Annotated in this window: 18 protein-coding genes, 1 pseudogene and 1 riboswitch; of the genes and pseudogenes, 17 read left to right on the forward strand and 2 right to left on the reverse strand. The window is 49.0% G+C overall.

Annotated features, from left to right (window positions below; translation table 11 throughout):
- Positions 1-2 precede the first annotated feature (2 nt).
- Positions 3-452 carry a hypothetical protein gene (locus tag IPL71_RS01755; protein ID WP_345318281.1) on the reverse strand — a complete coding sequence of 150 codons (450 nt, stop codon included), beginning with the start codon at positions 450-452 and terminating at the stop codon, positions 3-5.
- A gap of 13 nt (positions 453-465) precedes the next feature.
- Positions 466-1,440, reverse strand: a complete 975-nt coding sequence (locus tag IPL71_RS01760; protein WP_345318283.1) for a substrate-binding domain-containing protein — start codon at positions 1,438-1,440, stop codon at positions 466-468.
- A 193-nt stretch (positions 1,441-1,633) separates the two neighbouring features.
- Here IPL71_RS01760 and IPL71_RS01765 point away from each other — a divergent pair, with 193 nt between their 5' ends.
- The 17 genes and pseudogenes from IPL71_RS01765 to IPL71_RS01845 all read left to right on the forward strand — a co-directional run bounded on the left by IPL71_RS01765 (position 1,634) and on the right by IPL71_RS01845 (position 19,142).
- Positions 1,634-2,368 (forward strand): NADH-quinone oxidoreductase subunit NuoE family protein, encoded by a 735-nt coding sequence (locus IPL71_RS01765; protein WP_345318285.1) that lies wholly within the window; start codon positions 1,634-1,636, stop codon positions 2,366-2,368.
- Entirely contained in the window at positions 2,280-3,323 is a 1,044-nt protein-coding gene (locus IPL71_RS01770) for an NADH-ubiquinone oxidoreductase-F iron-sulfur binding region domain-containing protein (RefSeq protein WP_345318287.1), read from the forward strand. Before IPL71_RS01765 ends, IPL71_RS01770 begins: the two co-directional genes overlap by 89 nt.
- A 3-nt stretch (positions 3,324-3,326) precedes the next feature.
- On the forward strand, positions 3,327-4,184 hold the full coding sequence (locus tag IPL71_RS01775) for a 2Fe-2S iron-sulfur cluster-binding protein (RefSeq protein ID WP_345318289.1): 858 nt from the start codon (positions 3,327-3,329) through the stop codon (positions 4,182-4,184).
- A 13-nt stretch (positions 4,185-4,197) separates the two neighbouring features.
- Positions 4,198-4,389, forward strand: a pseudogene (locus IPL71_RS01780) (hypothetical protein); the annotation flags it as partial.
- Positions 4,390-4,410: 21 nt separating this feature from the next.
- The gene (locus IPL71_RS01785; RefSeq protein WP_345318788.1) at positions 4,411-6,267 is read left to right on the forward strand and encodes a molybdopterin oxidoreductase family protein; all 1,857 of its coding nucleotides are present in this window, start codon (positions 4,411-4,413) and stop codon (positions 6,265-6,267) included.
- Positions 6,268-6,364: 97 nt separating this feature from the next.
- On the forward strand, positions 6,365-7,213 hold the full coding sequence (gene fdhD, locus IPL71_RS01790) for a formate dehydrogenase accessory sulfurtransferase FdhD (RefSeq protein ID WP_345318291.1): 849 nt from the start codon (positions 6,365-6,367) through the stop codon (positions 7,211-7,213).
- Positions 7,214-7,258: 45 nt separating this feature from the next.
- A riboswitch (SAM riboswitch) is annotated at positions 7,259-7,355 on the forward strand.
- Positions 7,356-7,455: 100 nt separating this feature from the next.
- Positions 7,456-7,908, forward strand: a complete 453-nt coding sequence (locus tag IPL71_RS01795; protein ID WP_345318293.1) for a YdeI/OmpD-associated family protein — start codon at positions 7,456-7,458, stop codon at positions 7,906-7,908.
- Positions 7,909-8,368: 460 nt separating this feature from the next.
- Positions 8,369-9,346, forward strand: a complete 978-nt coding sequence (locus IPL71_RS01800) for a beta-propeller domain-containing protein (protein WP_345318295.1) — start codon at positions 8,369-8,371, stop codon at positions 9,344-9,346.
- Between the two features lie 9 nt (positions 9,347-9,355).
- Positions 9,356-10,390 (forward strand): homocysteine S-methyltransferase family protein, encoded by a 1,035-nt coding sequence (locus IPL71_RS01805; RefSeq protein WP_345318297.1) that lies wholly within the window; start codon positions 9,356-9,358, stop codon positions 10,388-10,390.
- Positions 10,391-10,401: 11 nt separating this feature from the next.
- Entirely contained in the window at positions 10,402-12,366 is a 1,965-nt protein-coding gene (locus IPL71_RS01810; RefSeq protein WP_345318299.1) for a dihydropteroate synthase, read from the forward strand.
- Complete coding sequence (locus IPL71_RS01815) at positions 12,335-12,925, forward strand: vitamin B12 dependent-methionine synthase activation domain-containing protein (protein WP_345318301.1); 591 nt, start codon at positions 12,335-12,337, stop codon at positions 12,923-12,925. Before IPL71_RS01810 ends, IPL71_RS01815 begins: the two co-directional genes overlap by 32 nt.
- A 16-nt stretch (positions 12,926-12,941) precedes the next feature.
- A complete protein-coding gene (locus IPL71_RS01820; RefSeq protein ID WP_345318303.1) occupies positions 12,942-13,169 on the forward strand; it encodes a hypothetical protein in 228 nt (75 codons plus the stop codon).
- 334 nt (positions 13,170-13,503) lie between these two features.
- A complete protein-coding gene (locus IPL71_RS01825) occupies positions 13,504-14,136 on the forward strand; it encodes a hypothetical protein (protein WP_345318305.1) in 633 nt (210 codons plus the stop codon).
- Positions 14,040-15,221, forward strand: a complete 1,182-nt coding sequence (locus IPL71_RS01830) for a hypothetical protein (protein WP_345318307.1) — start codon at positions 14,040-14,042, stop codon at positions 15,219-15,221. Before IPL71_RS01825 ends, IPL71_RS01830 begins: the two co-directional genes overlap by 97 nt.
- Positions 15,205-15,489 carry a hypothetical protein gene (locus tag IPL71_RS01835; protein WP_345318309.1) on the forward strand — a complete coding sequence of 95 codons (285 nt, stop codon included), beginning with the start codon at positions 15,205-15,207 and terminating at the stop codon, positions 15,487-15,489. The genes IPL71_RS01830 and IPL71_RS01835 overlap by 17 nt, the downstream gene beginning before the upstream one ends.
- A 9-nt stretch (positions 15,490-15,498) precedes the next feature.
- Positions 15,499-17,295 carry a hypothetical protein gene (locus IPL71_RS01840; RefSeq protein WP_345318311.1) on the forward strand — a complete coding sequence of 599 codons (1,797 nt, stop codon included), beginning with the start codon at positions 15,499-15,501 and terminating at the stop codon, positions 17,293-17,295.
- Between the two features lie 8 nt (positions 17,296-17,303).
- Entirely contained in the window at positions 17,304-19,142 is a 1,839-nt protein-coding gene (locus tag IPL71_RS01845) for a bifunctional homocysteine S-methyltransferase/methylenetetrahydrofolate reductase (protein WP_345318313.1), read from the forward strand.
- The last annotated feature ends 16 nt before the right edge of the window (positions 19,143-19,158 follow it).

The following is a 19,158-nucleotide window of genomic DNA, read 5'->3' on the forward strand; positions in this document are numbered from 1 at the left end:
TATTATTTGACCGTGATCTCGGTAATATCCTTTGTCCACTCGGCTTTGGGGATGTAGGTGGTGGCGAGTTTCATGGTGCCGCGATTACTGAAATCAAGAATGGTATTTTCGTCCACTTGTTCACGGGTAAGCGTGGATGGCGCGCTGCTGCCGGTGATCGTGATCTCACTGAAATCTGTGATGTCAGCCAGCGCCAGAATATCAAGTAATTTGGGGCCTTCCTGCACTTTACCTTCGACTGTGAGTTGAGCGAGTGGTAAAGTTTTGACCGCGTCGAGAGTCACATCAAATTTTGAGCCGTCTGCTTTGACGATCTGGAATAAAGCATCGGCAGAAACAGACTCCGCTTGAGACGGCTGCGCGGGTTCAGTGGCGGCCGGAGTTGAAGCGCCGCAGGCTGAGAGAACGAATACAAGTAATAAAGACAAAGTGAGCAAAATATTTTTTTTCATGTACACCCTTGATCTAGATATGGATTTGTTCACCACTGTGAGCGGCGTTGTATCCTGTTAATGAGCTGAGTCCGCTGCGGAAGGTGGAGGTTTGCAGATAATCAAGCAGGGGAGATAAAGTCTTTTCATTCTCGCGCGGAAGAATGAGATCGTAGCGTTCTTCGAAGAGCGGAATAAAATCAAGTCCGTGCTGGTGGGCGGCGGCTTGCAGGCCGATGGAGACGTCAACTTTATTTTCAGAGATCAAGACAGCCGCTTCGCTGTGTGTTTTGACAGAGATGTCGTACCCGTTAATGAATGCGGAGTCGATCTTTTGTTTTTTGAGTTCGGCGTCGATCCATAGGCGTGTGCCGGAACCGGCGTTGCGGTTGATGAACTTTACATTTTCACGCATGATGTCTGAAATATTTTTGATCTTTTTCGGATTGCCCGCCGCAAGGATTAATCCCTGCGTACGATGGGCGAGTGTGACCAGTTCCACGTTGCGGTCGGGGAAGAGATGACGGACGGTGGGGGTGTTGTATTCACCCGATGCATCCAAAATATGCGCGCCTGAAATTTGACATAACCCCTGGCGCAGATTGATCAGCCCGTCGAGTGAGCCAACGGGCAGGCTTAACATGGTGACGTGTTTGCTGAGATGTTCGGCGATCTCTTCGAGCGCGAGATCATGGCTGCCGGAAAAGATGACTGCAGGTTTTTTGCTTTTTGGCAGAATGATCTCCTGTAAAAGGAAAGCACCGCCTTTTGCACGATAGAATTTTTCCATTACTTTGCCGGTCTTGCGGATCTCACTGACTTCGATCAGGTTGGCAGATTCAAGCGTCAGAATATGATGCCGTATCCACGCGGGTGACTGTTTCAAGGTCCGGGCGAGATGCGTGAGTGTGGCGGGGGTATCCATCAGCAGGCGCAAAATCTCCATGCGGCGGGAGTCTGCCAGGAGTTTGATCTTGTCAAAGGATTGAATAGGTTGAACTGTTTTCATGGGTTCTTTTTCAAAAAAGGAAATACTTAATTGAGTCTAAGAGCAAACCGATTACAAGTCAAGCGGGAATTTTTTATGGTTTGTAAAGCTTGTTTTTAAAATTTTTATTAAAGATTTTCAGGCCTTGAGAACACCGGATGTTGTCTATAACCCTTTCCTTGTAAAACATTTGAAACTACTGTAAAATCCTTTCATGGTACAGATCATTGACCAACAATTGATAGACCAATTGCTCGTTGAGCAACTGCAAGACAGCCCCGCCCCCCTACTAGCCCTATTACATGCCTTTCATGACCGCGACGGATTCGTCTCGAAGAGTGCCATGCGTGCCATCTCCATTGGGCATGGGATTCCGCTCGCCGACCTGTTCGGCACGGTGACGTTCTATCATCACTTCAGCCAGGAAGCAGGCGGATTAAACAAGCCGCGTGTGTGTACCGGCCCGGTTTGCCGTTTGAATGGCGGAGCGGAGTGTCTTTCTGCACTGGCAGACAAAGGTGCAACCGCCATGCCGTGTGCCGGGCGTTGTGATGAACCAGTGTCGGTCTTGATCGGCCATGAGCAATGGGTTGGTGATGCCAAGGGGAATTTGACTCGCAAGCCCTCACCTGTGCCACCCCCAAACCCCGGAAAAATAGAAGAGTGTATCTTCTCTGAGATTCGAATGCCTGAGCGTAACACCCTGCCCGGGTACCGCGGATCAGGCGGTTATGAAGGTTTGATGCGTGCCCTTAAGGAGAATACTCCCGAAGGTGTGATCGAACATATTAAGAACAGCAAATTGGCGGGACGCGGCGGCGCAGCCTTCCCAACCGGTGTGAAGTGGCAGGCGGTTGCAAATGCTTCGGGTGATCCGAAGACCGTTGTCTGCAATGCGGATGAAGGCGAGCCGGGTTGTTTTCAAAGACCGCGCCATTTTGGATTATGACCCGTTTGCCGTGATCGAAGGCATGACCATTGCCGCATACGCAACTGGCGCGGCGCGCGGCATTATCTATTTGCGTTATGAATATCCCGAAACAAATTTGCGGCTCGAAAAAGCGGTCGCCGATGCGTATCAGGCAAACCTGCTTGGCAAAAACATAGCAGGCACAAATTTTAGTTTTGAACTTTATGTGCGGCGCGGCGGCGGCGCATACATTTGCGGTGAGGAAGGTTCGTTGTTGAACAGCCTTGAAGGTAAGCACCCCTTCCCGCGTAATCGTCCGCCTTTCCCTGTGACAAATGGATTTGAGAATTTACCTACAGTTGTAAATAATGTGGAAACACTGGCCGCCGCTGCGCAGATCATGCGCCGCGCTGTCGAGTGGTATCCCAGTTTGGGATTGAACGGTCAAGCGGGGACTAAAGTTGTGTCCCTTTCGGGAGATGTACAACGCCCGGGCAATTACGAGGTGCCATTTGGACTTCCGCTTCGCACCTTAATTTATGACTGGGCTGGTGGCCCTGTGGCAGGCCGCCACATCCAGGCAGTGACGATGGCCGGGCTTTCCGGCGGATTCCTTTCCGGCGAAGCACTCGAAACCGCCACGATCGATGAACCGAGCATTCGCAGCAAAGGATCCATGCTGGGTGCAGCGGGGATGATCGTCCTCGATGACAGCCGTGACATGATCGAAGCTGCTCACAATGCCATTGAATTTTTCGCGCACGAATCATGCGGAAAGTGCTTCCCCTGCCGGCTTGGAACTCAAAGATTGACAGAGAGATTATCCGGCGAAGGTCCCGTTGAATTACAAGTCTGGCTGGATGAAGTGAATGATTTGAACGCCGCGATGAAAGCGGTTAGCGCCTGCGGATTGGGCATGGCGGCTCCGTTGGTGATTGAAAGCCTGATCAATCAATTCCCTGCGCGAGTGCAGGAATTTGTGGAGAAGAGGTAAACCATGACTGACAATACATCTTCTCCAACCATGATATTGGATGGCAAAGAAGTTTCTTTTGAGCCCGGTGAAACCATTTTGGAAATTGCCCAGCGGAATGATGTGTTCATCCCCACTCTGTGTTTTGACCCGCGACTCAAACCATTTGGCTCCTGCCGCATGTGTGTGGTGGATGTGAAAGGCATTAAGAATCCGGTTGCTTCCTGCACCATGGCAGCCGCAGCCGGAATGGAAGTACAAACCAGCACCGAACCAATTGAGAAATTCCGCAAGACCCTGCTTGAGATGGTGGTCTCCGAGAATCGCGAGATCGAAGTGTCTCCGCTGCGCGGGATCGCCTCGCAGGAATTGTCCCTGCTTGTGGAGCGCTACGACGCCAATCATGGCCGCTTTCAGGGGAAGAAATCTGGCCATAGCAATTTCGATGATAAAAATCCGTTCATCCTGCGGGATTATGACTTGTGCATTTCCTGCTATCGCTGCGTGCGTGTGTGTGCCGAGCAGGAAGGTGATTACGCCATCAGCGTGATGAACCGCGGCTTCCAGACTCAGATCACCACTGAATTCAATGGTGATTTGCGTAATTCACAATGCACCTTCTGCGGCCAATGTGTGCAGACTTGTCCCACCGGCGCGCTGGCGGATAAGAAAGCCCTGCGAAATAGTTTCCTTTCCACCTTACGCCCCGACCTTGAGCGGAAAAAAAAAAAACCCCGCTCTCGCGCACCGCGCGCCCTGTGTGGGGGGGGGGGGGAAAGGGGGGGGGAAAAAAAAAAAGAAAAAAAAAAAAAAAAAAAAAAAATATTTTGCGTAAGGCGAGTTAATTTTTTATTGTTGATCGTATCAAAGATAGGAGTATAAAGTTATGGCGACAATGCAAGATTTACGCGAACTTCCACTTATCAATCTCGGGGTGCAGAAGACCCGTTCTGTGTGCGGATACTGCGGTGTGGGCTGTGCTGTGGATATTCTCACTAAGAATGAACGTATCCTTGCCATTCAACCCGCCATGGACGGCCCTGCCAATTTAGGCGCGTTATGCGTCAAAGGCCAGTTTGCCTATGACTATGTTCATCATCCCGACCGGTTGACCAAACCACTCGTCCGCCGTGAAGATGGCAAATTGCATGAAACCACCTGGGAAGACGCGATCCAGGTCGCGGCTGATGGGTTCAGAAAAGTTACACAAAAGTATGGCCGTGAGGCAACCTACGGTGTCGCCAGCGGACGTACGCCCACTGAAGCCGATTACCTCATGCAAAAATTTATCCGCGCTGGGTTTGGCACGCACAATATAGACAATTGCAGCCGTGCTTGACACGCACCCACTGTCGCCGGTCTGGCGGCAACCATGGGACGCGGCGCAATGTCCAATCCCCTTTCTGATCTTGAGAAAGCTGATGTCTATTTTTGTATCGGCACCAATATGACCGAGTGTCACCCGGTGGCAGCCACGCGTATGAAGAAAGCGCTCGCGCGCGGCGCAAAGTTGATCGTAGCCGACCCGCGCTATATCAGGCTGGCTGAGATGGCTGACCTGTATCTGCCGCTGCGCGTGGGTACAGATGTTGCCCTGTTGCTTGGCATGGCACATGTTATCGTGCGTGAAAATCTGATCGATCAAAATTTGTTTCCGAGCGCACCGCTGGCGTGGAAGATTATATTGAGCACGTTAAAGAACTTCACGCCTGAATGGGCTTCCGAGATCACAGGCGTCCCTGCCGAAGATATTGAAAAGGCTGCGATCCTGTATGCAGCCGCAGACAAAGCCTCCATCTATTACACACTTGGAATCACCGAGCACATCTGCGGTGTGGACAATGTCCAAAGCTTGAGCAATCTCGCTTTGATCACCGGCCACCTCGGGCGCGAAGGATGCGGAATCAATCCACTTCGCGGACAGAACAACATTCAGGGCGCGGGTGACGCGGGCGCAGCGCCCAGCGAATATCCCGGCTATCAAGTCGTCACCAAATCAGAGAACAAGGAAAAGTTTGAAAAATTGTACGGGCGCGAAATGGATTCTGAGCGCGGCATTACCAAAGTGACCGCCCTCGAAATGTGCGGCAATGGAATCCACGCCATGTTGATCGACGGCGAAAATACCGTGGTTTCAGACCCCGATCGCAAACACAGTGAACACGCCTTGCAAGCCCTTGACCATCTCGTTGTGATCGACATCTTCCTCACCGAAACTGCAGCAATGGCAGACGTGGTTTTCCCCGCAACCTCATGGGGCGAAACAGACGGAACCATCACCAACACAGAGCGCCGCATTCAACGTTTACGCGCCGCAGTACCTCCACCCGGAGAAGCAAAGCCCGATTGGTGGATATTAAGTTCCCTCGCCAACGCCATGAGCATTCCCGGCTTTGAATATGATTCGCCGAAGGAGATCTTCAACGAATTGTGCAGTATCTCTCCGGTATACGCCGGTGTTGATTGGGACATCATCGACGGCGGCCAATATCAATGGCCCGTGCCATATAAGGGACATCCAGGCACACCCCGCCTGCATGAAGATGGATTCACCAACGGCAAGGCGATCTTCAAAGTCATCGGCTTCCGCGCCCCCGCTGAAGTCATTGACGATGAATATCCCGTCTGGCTCACCACGGGCCGCCGTCTGCAGAGTTACCACACCCGCACCCAAACCGGACGTTCCTCCGGCATTGAATATCTCGCGCCGGAAGAATACCTCGAAGTTCACCCGGACAATGTAAAGAAATGGGGTCTTACTGATGGCGGCTGGGCAAAAATGACAAGCCGTCGCGGCGAAGTCAAGATCAAGATCAAAGCCACACCGCGCTCTCCCAAAGGCACGGTCTTCGCCAGTTTCAGCTTCGCCGAAACCCCGATCAACATTTTGACGGGCTCCGGCTATGACCCCACCACCCATACCGCCGAGCTAAAAGTCTGCACGGTACACATCGAACCGCTGTAAGAAACACCGAAGTCAAAAAGTCAAAACCGGAGACTGGCGAATCAAAAAATTCCCAGTCTCCGGTTGCTTAATGGTACAAATCAGATCGAAGGTGAACATGACCCGCTTTAATAAGAAAAAACAATCCATACTGACAATCGAAAATGGGCAGCCGCAACGCAAAAAAGATGTGCTCGCCGCCGAAGAACCCCTGGAAATTTTACTGCGCGCCGGGCATGAACAACGCACCATCGCCATCACCATGCGCACCCCCGGCAATGATTACGAACTCGCAGCGGGATTTCTCTACAATGAAGGAATCATCCACACCAAAACGGAAGTTGCAAATATGACTTATTGTGTGGACGGGAATCAGCAGGAATACAACTCGCTTCGGATTCAACTGGAAGCTGATACTCTCCCCGTACTGAATCAGCTCGAGCGGCATTTTTTCACCAACAGCGCCTGCGGCGTATGCGGCAGCACCATGCTGGATGACATCAGCCAGCGCAACCTGCCGCCCATCCCCGCTGGTTCAGGCGCAACCCCCGCGCTCATCACCTCATTGCCAGATAAACTTCGCCAGTCTCAGGACATCTTTGAAACCACAGGCGGACTTCACGCCGCCGCCCTCTTCGACCTAAACGGAAATTTACTCGCTGTCCGTGAAGATGTGGGACGTCACAATGCATTGGATAAATTGATCGGCTGGGGATTGCTCAACGACCAACTGCCATTTCACGACAAAATTGTATTGGTCAGCGGACGCGCCAGTTATGAATTATTGCAAAAAAGTTTTGTAGCCGGTGTGCCGATCTTCTGTGCCGTATCCGCACCCAGCACCTTGGCTGTTGAAGTCGCCGAACGATTTGGGATCACTCTCATCGGTTTTCTCAGAGGGGAACGCTTCAACATTTATACCGGCACTGAACGGATCAAGATCATGGAGCCTTCTTTAGTAAATTGACAAATCCAACACGCTTTGATATAAACTTAAAACAATTTAGTACTGTACTCATCCAGAGAGGCGGAGGGACCCGACCCTTTGAAACCTCGGCAACCGTTTAAGCGGTGCCAACTTCGGCAGACAAATGTCTGATAGATGAGAGATGACTTTTTATTCATGTCGCCTCTCAAAATGAGAGGCGTTTTTTATGTAAGAGACCTCCGAGGTCTTAAAGACCTCGGAGGTCTGGAGAGATAAACAAAATGGAAATCGGCGAAACAATTTACGTCACCACCCGCGAAGAATTCCGCGAATGGCTGGAAAAGAATCACAAGACCTGCAAAGAGATCTGGTTGATCCAATATAAAAAAGTCACAGGCAAACCATCCATCCCCTATGCGGATGCGGTGGAGGAAGCCATTTGCTTTGGCTGGATCGACGGCTTTGAAAAAGGCATGGACGATCAACGCTATGCCAAACGTTTCACACCCCGTAGACAAAAATCCCTGTGGACGGAAACGAACATTGAGCGGGCGCGTAAAATGATCGAAGAAGGAAAGATGACCGAGGCGGGGCGGGCGACTTTGCCGAAGGGTGTAGAGTGGCGGATTACGATAGGATTTTTCGACGCCTCGAAACCGCACGGACGTGAACGTCCGTGCTACGCCTACAAAGTCCGCTCGTGCGGACTAGCGCGTAGCGCTTCGTACGCATAGCACGGGGATTAATCCCCGTGTGGACACAATCCTACGTAACCACAGCGCTGGATGATGCGTAAAGATTGGAAGTGTAAACTTGAGAACAAGAAATAATGACTAAACACTTTACACAAAGCATCTTGAGATTTCTCTTGTTGATTGTTATCACCTTTTCTTCGGGCTGTGGACAATCAACTACAACAGATTCTCCAACCTTGACTCCCGCTCCATCCCAAACACCAATCGCAACGACGACACCAAGTCCAACCAATACACCTGGCCAATTCACCCAGAAGGCACTATCTTTTACTCGGACGTCAATACACTTTATTCGGTTGACCTAAAAAGCCAGAAGACGAATATTGTTTTATCTTCTGATGATTTATCTACATATTATTTAATCACAAAGAGGTTTATCTATATAAGACTGAATGCCAATAAAAATACTCAAGAGAATGCTGGCTGGGAAATCTTCAAAATGAAATTTGACGGATCTCAGCCCAAACAATTAACAACTGGTGGTGCTACAGGGTTTAATACAGACCCTAATGAACAATACCTGACATATAACACTTATGATCGAGCTTTGAAGATTCTTGATATTGTCAAAAAAACATCAGAATTAATCGCAAAGCCAAGCAATTACTCGGAGTGGGTTTGGGCTCACTCATGGTCACCCGATGGAAAGAAACTAATTTACACGAGAGTTATTAATCCCGCAAACGATAATATTTGCTCACTTTTTATTTACGACGTTGTTACAAAAAAATCTACAGAACTAATGGGTGTTGGATGTGATGCAAATTGGTCTCCAGACGGCAAGAGCATTTTATTTACTACCAAAGAAGAAGGCCAAATATTTAATACTCATAAAGACCAACAACTGCAAATAGGTATCTTGAATTTGGAAAAGGGAGATATAAGTTATGTGCCAGTAGGTGCATACTCCTATTATAGTGGCTCTTGGTCACGGAATGGCAAACAACTCCTCATGGCAGTAATCGACGAACAGAAACAGACCTATTTATATGTCTTTAATTGGAAAGATAGTAGTGTCAACCTGATTTCAAAAATTGGTTACCTTCAGTGGCCCATTTATTATTCTTGGTCACCAGATGGAAATATGGTTCTATATGAGCTAATAGAGTCATCTTTATCTTATAAACATTACCTTTACTTGCTAGATATAAAGAACAAGGAAATCACAAATTTGCATACACTGCTGGGATTAGATACACGTTTTGATTATTGGTGGAAATATTCTCCAATATGGTCACCTGATGGCAAATACTATGCGTATTTTACAATGTCATCGATGGAAACTAATTATGAGCAAAACTTCGTTCTAAATATCAAAAGTATTGAGAGCGAAGGAAATATCCAATTTCAAGTACCCAGAAAAGGTTTTTCCATTCGGATGTTATGGATAAATAACGAAACAGAGTTTGAAAATTAGGAGAACTTAATGAATCGCAAATACACCAACCGCCGTTACCTCGACGCACTCGAAAAGAAAGTCCTTGTTTTCGACGGTGCGATGGGAACGAGCCTGCAAAACCAAAACCTGACCGCTGAAGATTTCGGCGGCGAGCAATACAACGGATGCAATGACTATCTCGTCATCTCGCGTCCTGAGGCCGTGGAAAAAGTCCACCGTTCGTTTCTTGAAGTGGGCGTGGATGTGCTCGAAACAGACACCTTCCGCTCGAATCGTTTGACAATGCAGGAATACAAATTGCAAGACCGCATTGCCGAGATCAATATTGCGGCGGCAACTCTTGCGCGCAAACTCACAGATGAATATGCCGCCAAGACAGGTCAGCCGCGATTTGTTGCTGGTTCAATGGGGCCCACAGGCAAACTTCCCTCCACCACCGATCCCGAATTATCGAATATCGCCTATGACGAATTAATAGATATTTTCCGCGAACAGGCCGTTGGATTAATTCAAGGCGGCGTGGATCTTCTGCTCATCGAAACTTCGCAGGACATTCTCGAAGTCAAAGCCGCCATCACGGGCATTCATAAAGCTTTCAGCGAAACGAATGTTTATTTGCCGATTCAGGCTCAGGTCACGTTGGATACGACCGGCCGCATGTTGCTCGGCACCGACATCAACGCGTCGCTCACCATCCTCGAAGGCATGGGCATCGATGTCATCGGTCTCAATTGTTCCACCGGCCCCGAACACATGCGCGAGCCGATCCGCTTCCTCGGAGAAAATTCCACGCTGCCGGTTTCGTGCATTCCAAATGCAGGGCTTCCATTGAATGTGGATGGGCAGGCTGTGTATCCGCTTGAACCTGAACCGTTTGCGAATGACATGTATGAGTTTGTGACGAAGCACAACATCTCGGTCGTGGGCGGATGCTGCGGCACGACTCCGACTCACCTCAAGCTGCTCGTTGAAAAGCTGAATCAGTATCCCGGCCCGAGCAGACCATCTTCCACTGTCGGGCGTCTATCGTCCGCAATGTCAGCGATTACCATGCGACAGTAACCCGCCCGACCTTGCTTGGCGAAAGATGCAACGCGCAAGGCTCACGCAAATTTAAGAGACTGCTGCTCGAAGAAGATTACGATGGCATTTTGCAGATCGCACGTGATCAGGTTGCTGGCGGCGCACATGCTCTGGATATTTCCGTGGCCGTCACCGAGCGCGGTGATGAAGGCGAGCAAATGCGCAAGGTCATCAAAAAATTAGCCATGGGCGTGGACGTGCCTTTGGTGATCGACACCACCGAAGTGGACGTAATGGAAATTGCATTGCAAACCGCACCGGGACGTTGTCTCATCAACTCGACCCATCTTGAATCTGGCCGCGAAAAAGCTGACAAGATTTTTGCTCTCGCCAAAAAATATAATGCTGCTGTCATAACCTTGACCATCGACGAAGACGGCATGGCGAAGACCGCGCAGCGCAAACTCGAAGTGGCACAGCGTATTTATGACATCGCCGTCAACGACCACGGACTCAAACCCGAAGATCTGGTTTTCGATGATCTCACCTTCACACTTGCCACAGGTGACGTTGAGTTTGTTGACTCGGCCAAAGAGACCATTGAAGGCATTCGTCTTATTAAACAAAATTTACCGGGTGTGATGACATCGCTTGGCGTGAGCAATCTTTCGTTTGGATTTGCTCCGCAAGCCCGCCCGCCGTTGAACTCTGTCATGTTGTATTACTGTGTGCAGGCTGGCCTGGACATGGCAATCGTCAACGCCGCGCATGTCATGCCATATGCCGAGATCGGCAGCGAAGAACGTAATCTTTGCGAAGATCTAATTTTTAATCGCCGTGAAGATGCTTTGCAGCTCTTCATTCAACATTTTGAGTCGGTCACCGTCTCAACTGAATCCACTGTTGCTGATCCCACCGCAGGCATGACTCCTGAACAAAGATTACACTGGTGCATTCTTCATCGTCACAAAGAAGGCGTCGAAGCGGACATCGATACCATTATCAATCGCGGTTACATTTGGAATGAGGCTTTACCTGAAAATGGGGCAGGGACAACCCCAGCCCCTACAAAACATGAAATTGCGGTTTATACATTAAACAATGTCTTGCTGCCTGCCATGAAAGAAGTGGGGGACAAATTCGGCGCGGGTGAATTGATCCTGCCCTTCGTTTTGCAATCCGCTGAAACGATGAAAAAGACCGTTTCCCATCTTGAGAATTATCTCGAAAAAGTGGAAGGTGTCACCAAAGGGACTGTTGTGATCGCCACTGTTTACGGTGATGTGCATGACATCGGCAAGAATCTGGTCAAAACCATTCTCGCCAACAACGGATACACTGTGATCGACCTCGGCAAGCAGGTCCCAGCGGAAACGATCATCACTAAAGCCGTCGAAGCAAACGCCACCGCGATTGGCTTGTCAGCTTTGCTGGTTTCCACCTCGAAGCAGATGCCGCTCATCGTCAACGAAATGCACCGTCGTGGACATAAGATCCCGATCCTGATCGGCGGCGCGGCCATTAATCGTCGCTTCGGCCGCCGTATCCTTTTTGCGGAAGATGGCAACGCCTACGAGCCGGGAGTCTTCTATTGTAAGGATGCCTTCGAAGGCCTAGATACCATGGATGCGCTGATCGACTCCAACCGCAAGCCTGCCATGCTTGAACAACTCCGCAAAGATGCAGATATGGAAATGAACCGCGCTTCGCAAGTCAAGCAGTCAGCGGTCAGTGGTCAGCGGTCAGCGATTGTGCCTGCGCCGATTCAACTTCCCGCCAAACTTGGTCAACGAGTTGTCAAAGATATGCCGCTTGAAATGGTTTTGAAACACCTCAATATGAATGAACTCTACCGTCTGTCATGGGGCGCTAAGAATACCCACGGTGCTGAATGGGAAAAACTCAAAGCAGACTTCGATGCTCGTCTCGCCAAAATGACCAAGGAAGCACTCAAAGACGGTTGGCTCAAACCGCAAGCCGTGTATGGGTATTTTCCCATGCCAAGCGGATGGTGACGCGCTAATCATTTACGATCCCGAATCCGTTTCATCCGTGAATCCGCTTTCAAATCCGCTACGGGAGATTGCACGTTTCGATTTCCCGCGCCAACCTTATGATGATCACCTCGCACTTTCAGATTACTACGCCACCGTCGAGTCAGGTCAAATGGACGTGGTTGCGCTGCAAGTTGTCACCGTGGGACTTGAAGCTACTGAAAAATTTGAGAAGATGCAAGCCGCCAACGATTACACCGAAGCCTACTTCCTGCACGGACTCGCCGTCCAGACTGCCGAGGCGACTGCGAATTATCTGCACGAACACATCCGCCGCGAGTTGGGACTGAGCGAAGAGCAGGGCAAGCGCTACTCATGGGGTTACCCTGCTATCCCCGAACTCGAAGATCATTTCAAGGTATTTAAATTATTACCCGCAGTAGAATCCGAACTCGGTATGAGTCTCGCCACATCGGGGCAGCTCGTTCCCGAGCAATCTACCGCTGCGATCATTGTCCACCATGCGAAGGCGAAATATTACTCGGTGGGTGAGAGTCGCGTGGAACAATTAATGAAATAAAAAAGTTTTTGGAAAAATGATGCCGCAGAGTAAGTACGATTTTCGGTTTGGATTATTTATTTATCTGGCAAGTGCTGAGCTTTTATTTTCAGGTGTAATGACTGCATTCCTTGCCGCACAGCAGGGGCTTGCATCCACGCTTATCTTTTCAGCGTTGACTGCTTTTGCCGGACTGCTGGGTCTTTTGATCCCGGCTTTTCTAAAACGAAAAACGACCTTGAACAAAAGATTTTGGATATTTTAAAGGGAATGATCGGAAGGTCATTCCCTTTAATCGTGATTCTGCTTCTATCCGCTTTTTTCTTTGTGATAACGCCAGCCGCAAATATTGTCGTGGTGGCAGCTCCTTTACTGATATGCCTCTGGCTGATCGGGTTGGAAATCCTGTTGTTGTTTGATCGTCTCCATCAGGCGTACAGGATGGAAATACAAGCGCGTCTGGCCGTAACGATAGCCTGTTCGGAATCATTGGCATACTCCTCGCTTATGGATTTTTACTGATCCCATCCCGCATTCCTTCGTGGTTCGATGGTTTCCCCTGGGACTCGTCTCTTGAATTCCTTTTTGCGGTATTTATCTTGCCGCTAACATTTGCCGTCGGTTGGAATATCTTTTCCAAACGTCTCTTTATTTTTTCACTTGCAAGCCTGTTCGTAGTGAAACTTGTTTTCTTCAGTTTTCTCCCGCAGACAGGTCTGGGAGTTTACGCTTTTACCAGCGAAGAAGCAGTTTTGGCCGATCAATGGGACAGAAGTTATTACACTTATGCAACTCCCGGTTATACACAAGTCATTAATCGCCCATATTATGCGCTGCGTGAATTTCCCGTTGAATGGATTAACAATCGCTTTGGGTTTGATAAAAATCAATTCTGGCTGAAGTTGGAATTAAGCGGATACATCAACTTACAGCAGAATGAAAGACTTGTGTTTGTCACACAGGGCGCAAAACAAATTCAAGCGGAACTGCTGGATGTCAGCACGCAAAAAACGGTTCCCTCATATTTGTTGAGCGGATCGAAAACATTGACAGCAAACTTTACGATTCCATCCCCGAATCTGGTCAAGTCAAAATTCAAGGTGCGCTCCTCTTCGATCATTATGGACAAATGCGTTTGGAGCCTTTTCTTGTATATCCCGATGGCTCAACACAATCCCTTTTTGCATCTCCGCGTGTATGGACATCACTGGATGGCGCCAATTACCCCGTAAGCCAGGTGAATACCTTTGGCTTTGTTTTGAATGTGTTGGGCTTTTTGTTCGCCTCGTTGATCTTTGTCGGATTATTCATCGCAATCCGCGTATTGTTGCAAGACGGCAAAATTTCACTGGTTGACCTGTATCTCGCATTATCCGGTCTGCCCCTGTTTTTTGTGACGCTGTTGATCCAAAAGCAATACATGAATGTTTTGGCGTTATCAGTTATTCTTGTTTTCTATGCAGTGAAATTGACGGAACAATTTCTTTATCAACGCTATTTTTCAGGAAAGGTATTCCTGTTTTCCTTCGGAGTTGTTCTGCTGTTTCTCTTCCTCGCCCTGGATACATACGACCTGCGGGTGGTTACCAATTTTCCGCCATTTCAAGACGGACTTGAATATCAAACCTTCGCGCATAATATCTATGTCAACCTGGATATATTTCTTGCGAACACGCCGCCCCGTGCCTATAAGGTGCTCTTCCCTTATGTCGTTGGCCTTCTGCATATTCTCTTTGGACATTCAGCATCGGCGCAGTTATTTATTGATACATGGTGCGCCATACTCAGCGGCGCTCTCATGATTGAATTGATGAAAGAGCTCCGCCTGACAGATAAAGTCTCACTGAGCGCCGCGGTTTTTTATCTTTCACTGCTCTTTTTGCCCTCGCTCTATATTTTCTATTTCCGCTTTGGATTGATCGAACCATTTTCAACAACTTTGCTGTTACTCACCTATTACTTCGCCATCAAACATCAACGCGTTGGCATGTTTATCGCGGGTATTTTCACGGTCCTGCTGCGCCTCGATTATCTTGGAATTACATTCACTGCGATCCTGCTTTCTTCCGCGCCGATACAGGGCACGCTAAAGAACGCCTGGATGCAATTCTTTGGCTGGTTAAAAACAAACTGGAAACTTCTTGCCGCCTATATGTCCGCTTTGTGTTTGCCGGTTTTTCTTGCCGTTCTTGGGTACTTTTTATTTGTCCCTGACTACATGTTAAATGCGTCTGATACCGATCAAACATCCTTCAAAAGTTTTATTGATGGGCTGGTAAAAAGTTATTGTTGGCGGAACAATGAAAGACCTGCGTGAAAAATTTGCAGAATCTCCGCTGGATGTTTTATTAATATCAACTCCTTTGTTGATCGGTTTTATGCTCGTGCTCGCATCTGTTTTTCTTCGCGTCGGTATTTTCAAAAAACTTGACCTACGCCTTGGTCTGCTTGCTCTCAGTCTTTTGCCTGCCTACATCGTTGTACGCCCTGCCGCTTATTTTCCGCGCTTTAGTTTGCCGCTCCTTTCGCTTGACCTGATTGTCATCAGTTATTTTTTCATCATCTTTGGTCACAAAGTCGGTTGATTGAGTCTCATGAATAAAATAATCAAGCTTATTTTTTTTATCACGCTTGCCATCCTTGGCGTTTTCATTACGAGTCAATATAGTGAGTCGTGGGATGAGTTGCAGTTCTATAAATATGCCAACCACGCGCTTGAGTCTTACAGCACATGGCCGCAGCGCGGCGAGATCATCGTCACCGGCAACACGTATGATAATTACGGCCCGGCGTTTGTGATCTTTACTTCGCTTACAGCCCGCGCATTGCACATCATTAATCCCAACGGATTGATCTCTGATTATCGTCACCTTGTTTATTTCTTTACTTTTCTCGCGGGCGTTTGGGCTTTTCACGATATTGCCAAACGCTGGATGAATCAACTCGCGGCATGTACTGCAACTTTGCTTTTTCTCACGCAGCCGCTTTTCTGGGGACATGCCTTCTTCAGCCCGAAGGATATTCCCTTCATGAGTTTATTTTTACTCAGTCTTTCTTTTGGATTCAGGATGGTGGACTCTGCCCCGCATTTCTCATGGGATTCATTATCGCCTTCCGCCAGAAAATCTTTGACGGGTCTTTCCGCCCTGTGGCTTGTTTCTGTTTTCTCGCTCTTTCTCCTCACCGACACATTCCACACCCTGATCGAGACTCTTGTCCGCGCGGCTGCATCAGGTGAAACAAATATCATTTCGCTCATCGCATCTGATATTCAAAAAGTAAAACCTGAAATCTACATTCAAAAATACTTCACCCTCTTCCTCTGGCTGCGCTCCACCTTCTTTCTTCTTTCTTCTTTCCTTCTTCTATTATCTGCTCGTCGCTCTTCATTTTTCCTTCATCCTTCATCCTTCATCCTTGCCTCTCTATTTCTCGGCATCACCACCTCCACCCGCATCCTCGGTCCACTGGCTGGGGTGATCGTTGTGTATTATGCATTCAGGAAATTAACACAGCAAAAAGATACTCAATCATCAATTACCAATCACCAATTACCAAACACCATTCTTCTCCTAACCATCTACGCCATTCTTTCCATCATTGCCATGTACGTCACCTGGCCGTACTTGTGGCCGAATCCGCCGGCGCGTTTGCTGGAGAGTTTACAGGTCATGTCGCAATATCCGTGGAAGGGACAAGTGCTCTTTAACGGGCAATATTATTCTTCGACGAATCTTCCTTTATCTTATATTCCGGTTTTGCTTGCCATTCAATTTACAGAACCGGTCTGGCCTTTGTTTGTGATCGGATTAATGAAACTGCATAAAAATAATATGGCGTTGGTTTCGACTCTGTTGTGGTTCGTGCTGCCCTTGATGGCCTTGATCTTCACGCACGCGCCCTTATACGATAACACGCGCCAGATATTCTTTATCCTGCCGCCTGTGTTTTTCGTGGCTGGCCTGGGCGTGGAAACTGTTCTCGGATGGCTGAACCAGCAAAAAGTTAAAGTAGGATTCGCGGTTTTCATCCTCCTGCCCGGTTTGATCGCGGGCGTGGCTTTACATCCGTATCAATATGTCTATTACAATCATTTGATCGGGAATCCGAGCGGAAGATTTGAATTGGATTATTGGGCGGCATCGTATCGTGAAGCGGCGAACTGGTTGAATGAAAATGCGCCTGCCAATGCGAAGATCGCTGTCGGCGCTCCGCAGCATATTGCCGAGTTGTATCTGCGCAGTGATTTGAAGATCACAGATGCAGAGCCGGATTATGTTATATTCTCCACCCGCTATAACACGCACGAAAAGTTTTTTGCGGATGATGAAATCGTATATCAAGTTGAGCGCGGCGGAATGATTTTCGCTGTGGTCAGGAAAATAAAATAAGAGGCAGCATGGATCTTTTGGAACAACTTTCTTTGGGGACAATTCTGGCCGATGGCGCGATGGGCACAATGCTTCACGCGCGCGGCGTTGGTTTTGATAAATGCTTTGATGAATTAAATCTCACCAATCCGGCGGCTGTGGCAGATATTCACCGCGAATATATTGAAGCGGGCGCGCAGTTAATTATTACCAATACATTCGGTGCGAATCGTTATAAATTAAAAAAACACGGCTTCGAAGATGATGTGACCGAGATCAACCGCGCCGGTGTGGAACTTGCAAAACGCGCAGTGGCAGCGTCATTCAAGAATATTTTCGTGGCCGGTGACGTCGGTCCGCTGGGTGTGCGCATTGCTCCTTATGGACGGGTGAAACCTGAAGAAGCGCGCGCGGCATTCGCAGAACAAGTGAAGGCGTTGGCCGATGCCGGCGCAGACTTGATCGTGATCGAAACCATGAGCGACTTGTATGAAATTCAGGAAGCGATCAAGGCATCGAAGCAAACCTGCGATCTGCCTGTGGTGGCATCGGTGACATTCACCCGCGATGACCGCACTTTGCTCGGCGATGAGCCGATGAAGGTGGCACGTACATTAAGAGATGCAGGCGCGGATGTGATCGGAGTCAATTGCTCCGGCGGACCTTCGCAGTTGCTGCGCATTCTCAAACAAATGAAGCACGCCGTTCTCGATGGGAAGTTCTGGGTCAAGCCGAACGCGGGCTGGCCTGAACAAGTCGGCGGACGCATTATGTATCCCGCTGATCCTGAATATTTTGGCGATTACGCGCTTGCCTTCCGTGAAGCGGGTGCGAGCATTGTCGGCGGCTGCTGTGGAACGACTCCCTTGCATATCACTGCGATGAAGAAAGCCTTTGAAACTGCGCCTGTTTTTGTGGCAGAGTCAATTTCGATTTTGGCCGAAGATGAAATGCTGGATGAACCCGCCGAACAGCCTACGCAACTCGCGCAAAAACTTTCCGCTGGGAAATTTTCGATCTGCGTTGAGATGGATCCCCCGCGCGGACTCTCGACTCATAAATTGCTGGCGGGCGCATCTCTTTTATATGATGCCGGCGCGGATGTGATCAACGTGGCAGATTCACCGATGGCGCGCATGAGAATGTCTGCCTGGGCGGTGTGCGATCTGGTGCAGCGTAAGATCGGCGTGGAAACAACTTTACATTTCCCGACCCGTGGACGTAATCTTTTACGTGTGCAAGGTGACTTGCTCGCCGCGCACGCGCTTGGTATTCGCAATGTCTTTGTCGTGATGGGCGACCCAACATCCATTGGTGATTATCCCGAAGCGACAGATAACTATGATCTGGTTCCATCTGGTTTGATAAAACTCATCAAGCAGGGATTCAACACCGGCGTGGATCACTCAGGCACCAGCATCGGCCAGCCGACAAATTTCTTCGTAGGCGCGGCCTTGAATCTATGTCCGCAGGATATGGATAACGAAGTAAAGAATCTGCATCGCAAGATCAAAGCTGGCGCAGATTTCTTCCTGACCCAGCCGATCTATCGCGTCGATGATGGCCCCAAACTGATCGAAGCCTACGAAGCCAAACACGGCAAATTGGATAAACCCATTCTGGCCGGTATTCTGCCTTTGGTCAGCGGCAAACATGCCAACTTCCTGCACCACGAAGTGCCCGGCGTTTTCATCCCTGATGAAGCGCGTGAGCGAATTGAATCCGCGGGTGAGGGCGGCGCAAAAGTGGGTGTGGAACTGGCGGTTGAGTTGATTCAAAACATCAAATCATGGGCCAGCGGAATTTACATCATGCCGCAGTTCCATCGTTATGATATGGTCGCAGAAATCATCGAAGCGGTAAAATAGACAGTAGACGACAGAC

The sequence above is a fragment of the Candidatus Villigracilis proximus genome (assembly GCF_016717045.1).
In the GTDB taxonomy this organism is placed as follows: domain Bacteria; phylum Chloroflexota; class Anaerolineae; order Anaerolineales; family Villigracilaceae; genus Villigracilis; species Villigracilis proximus.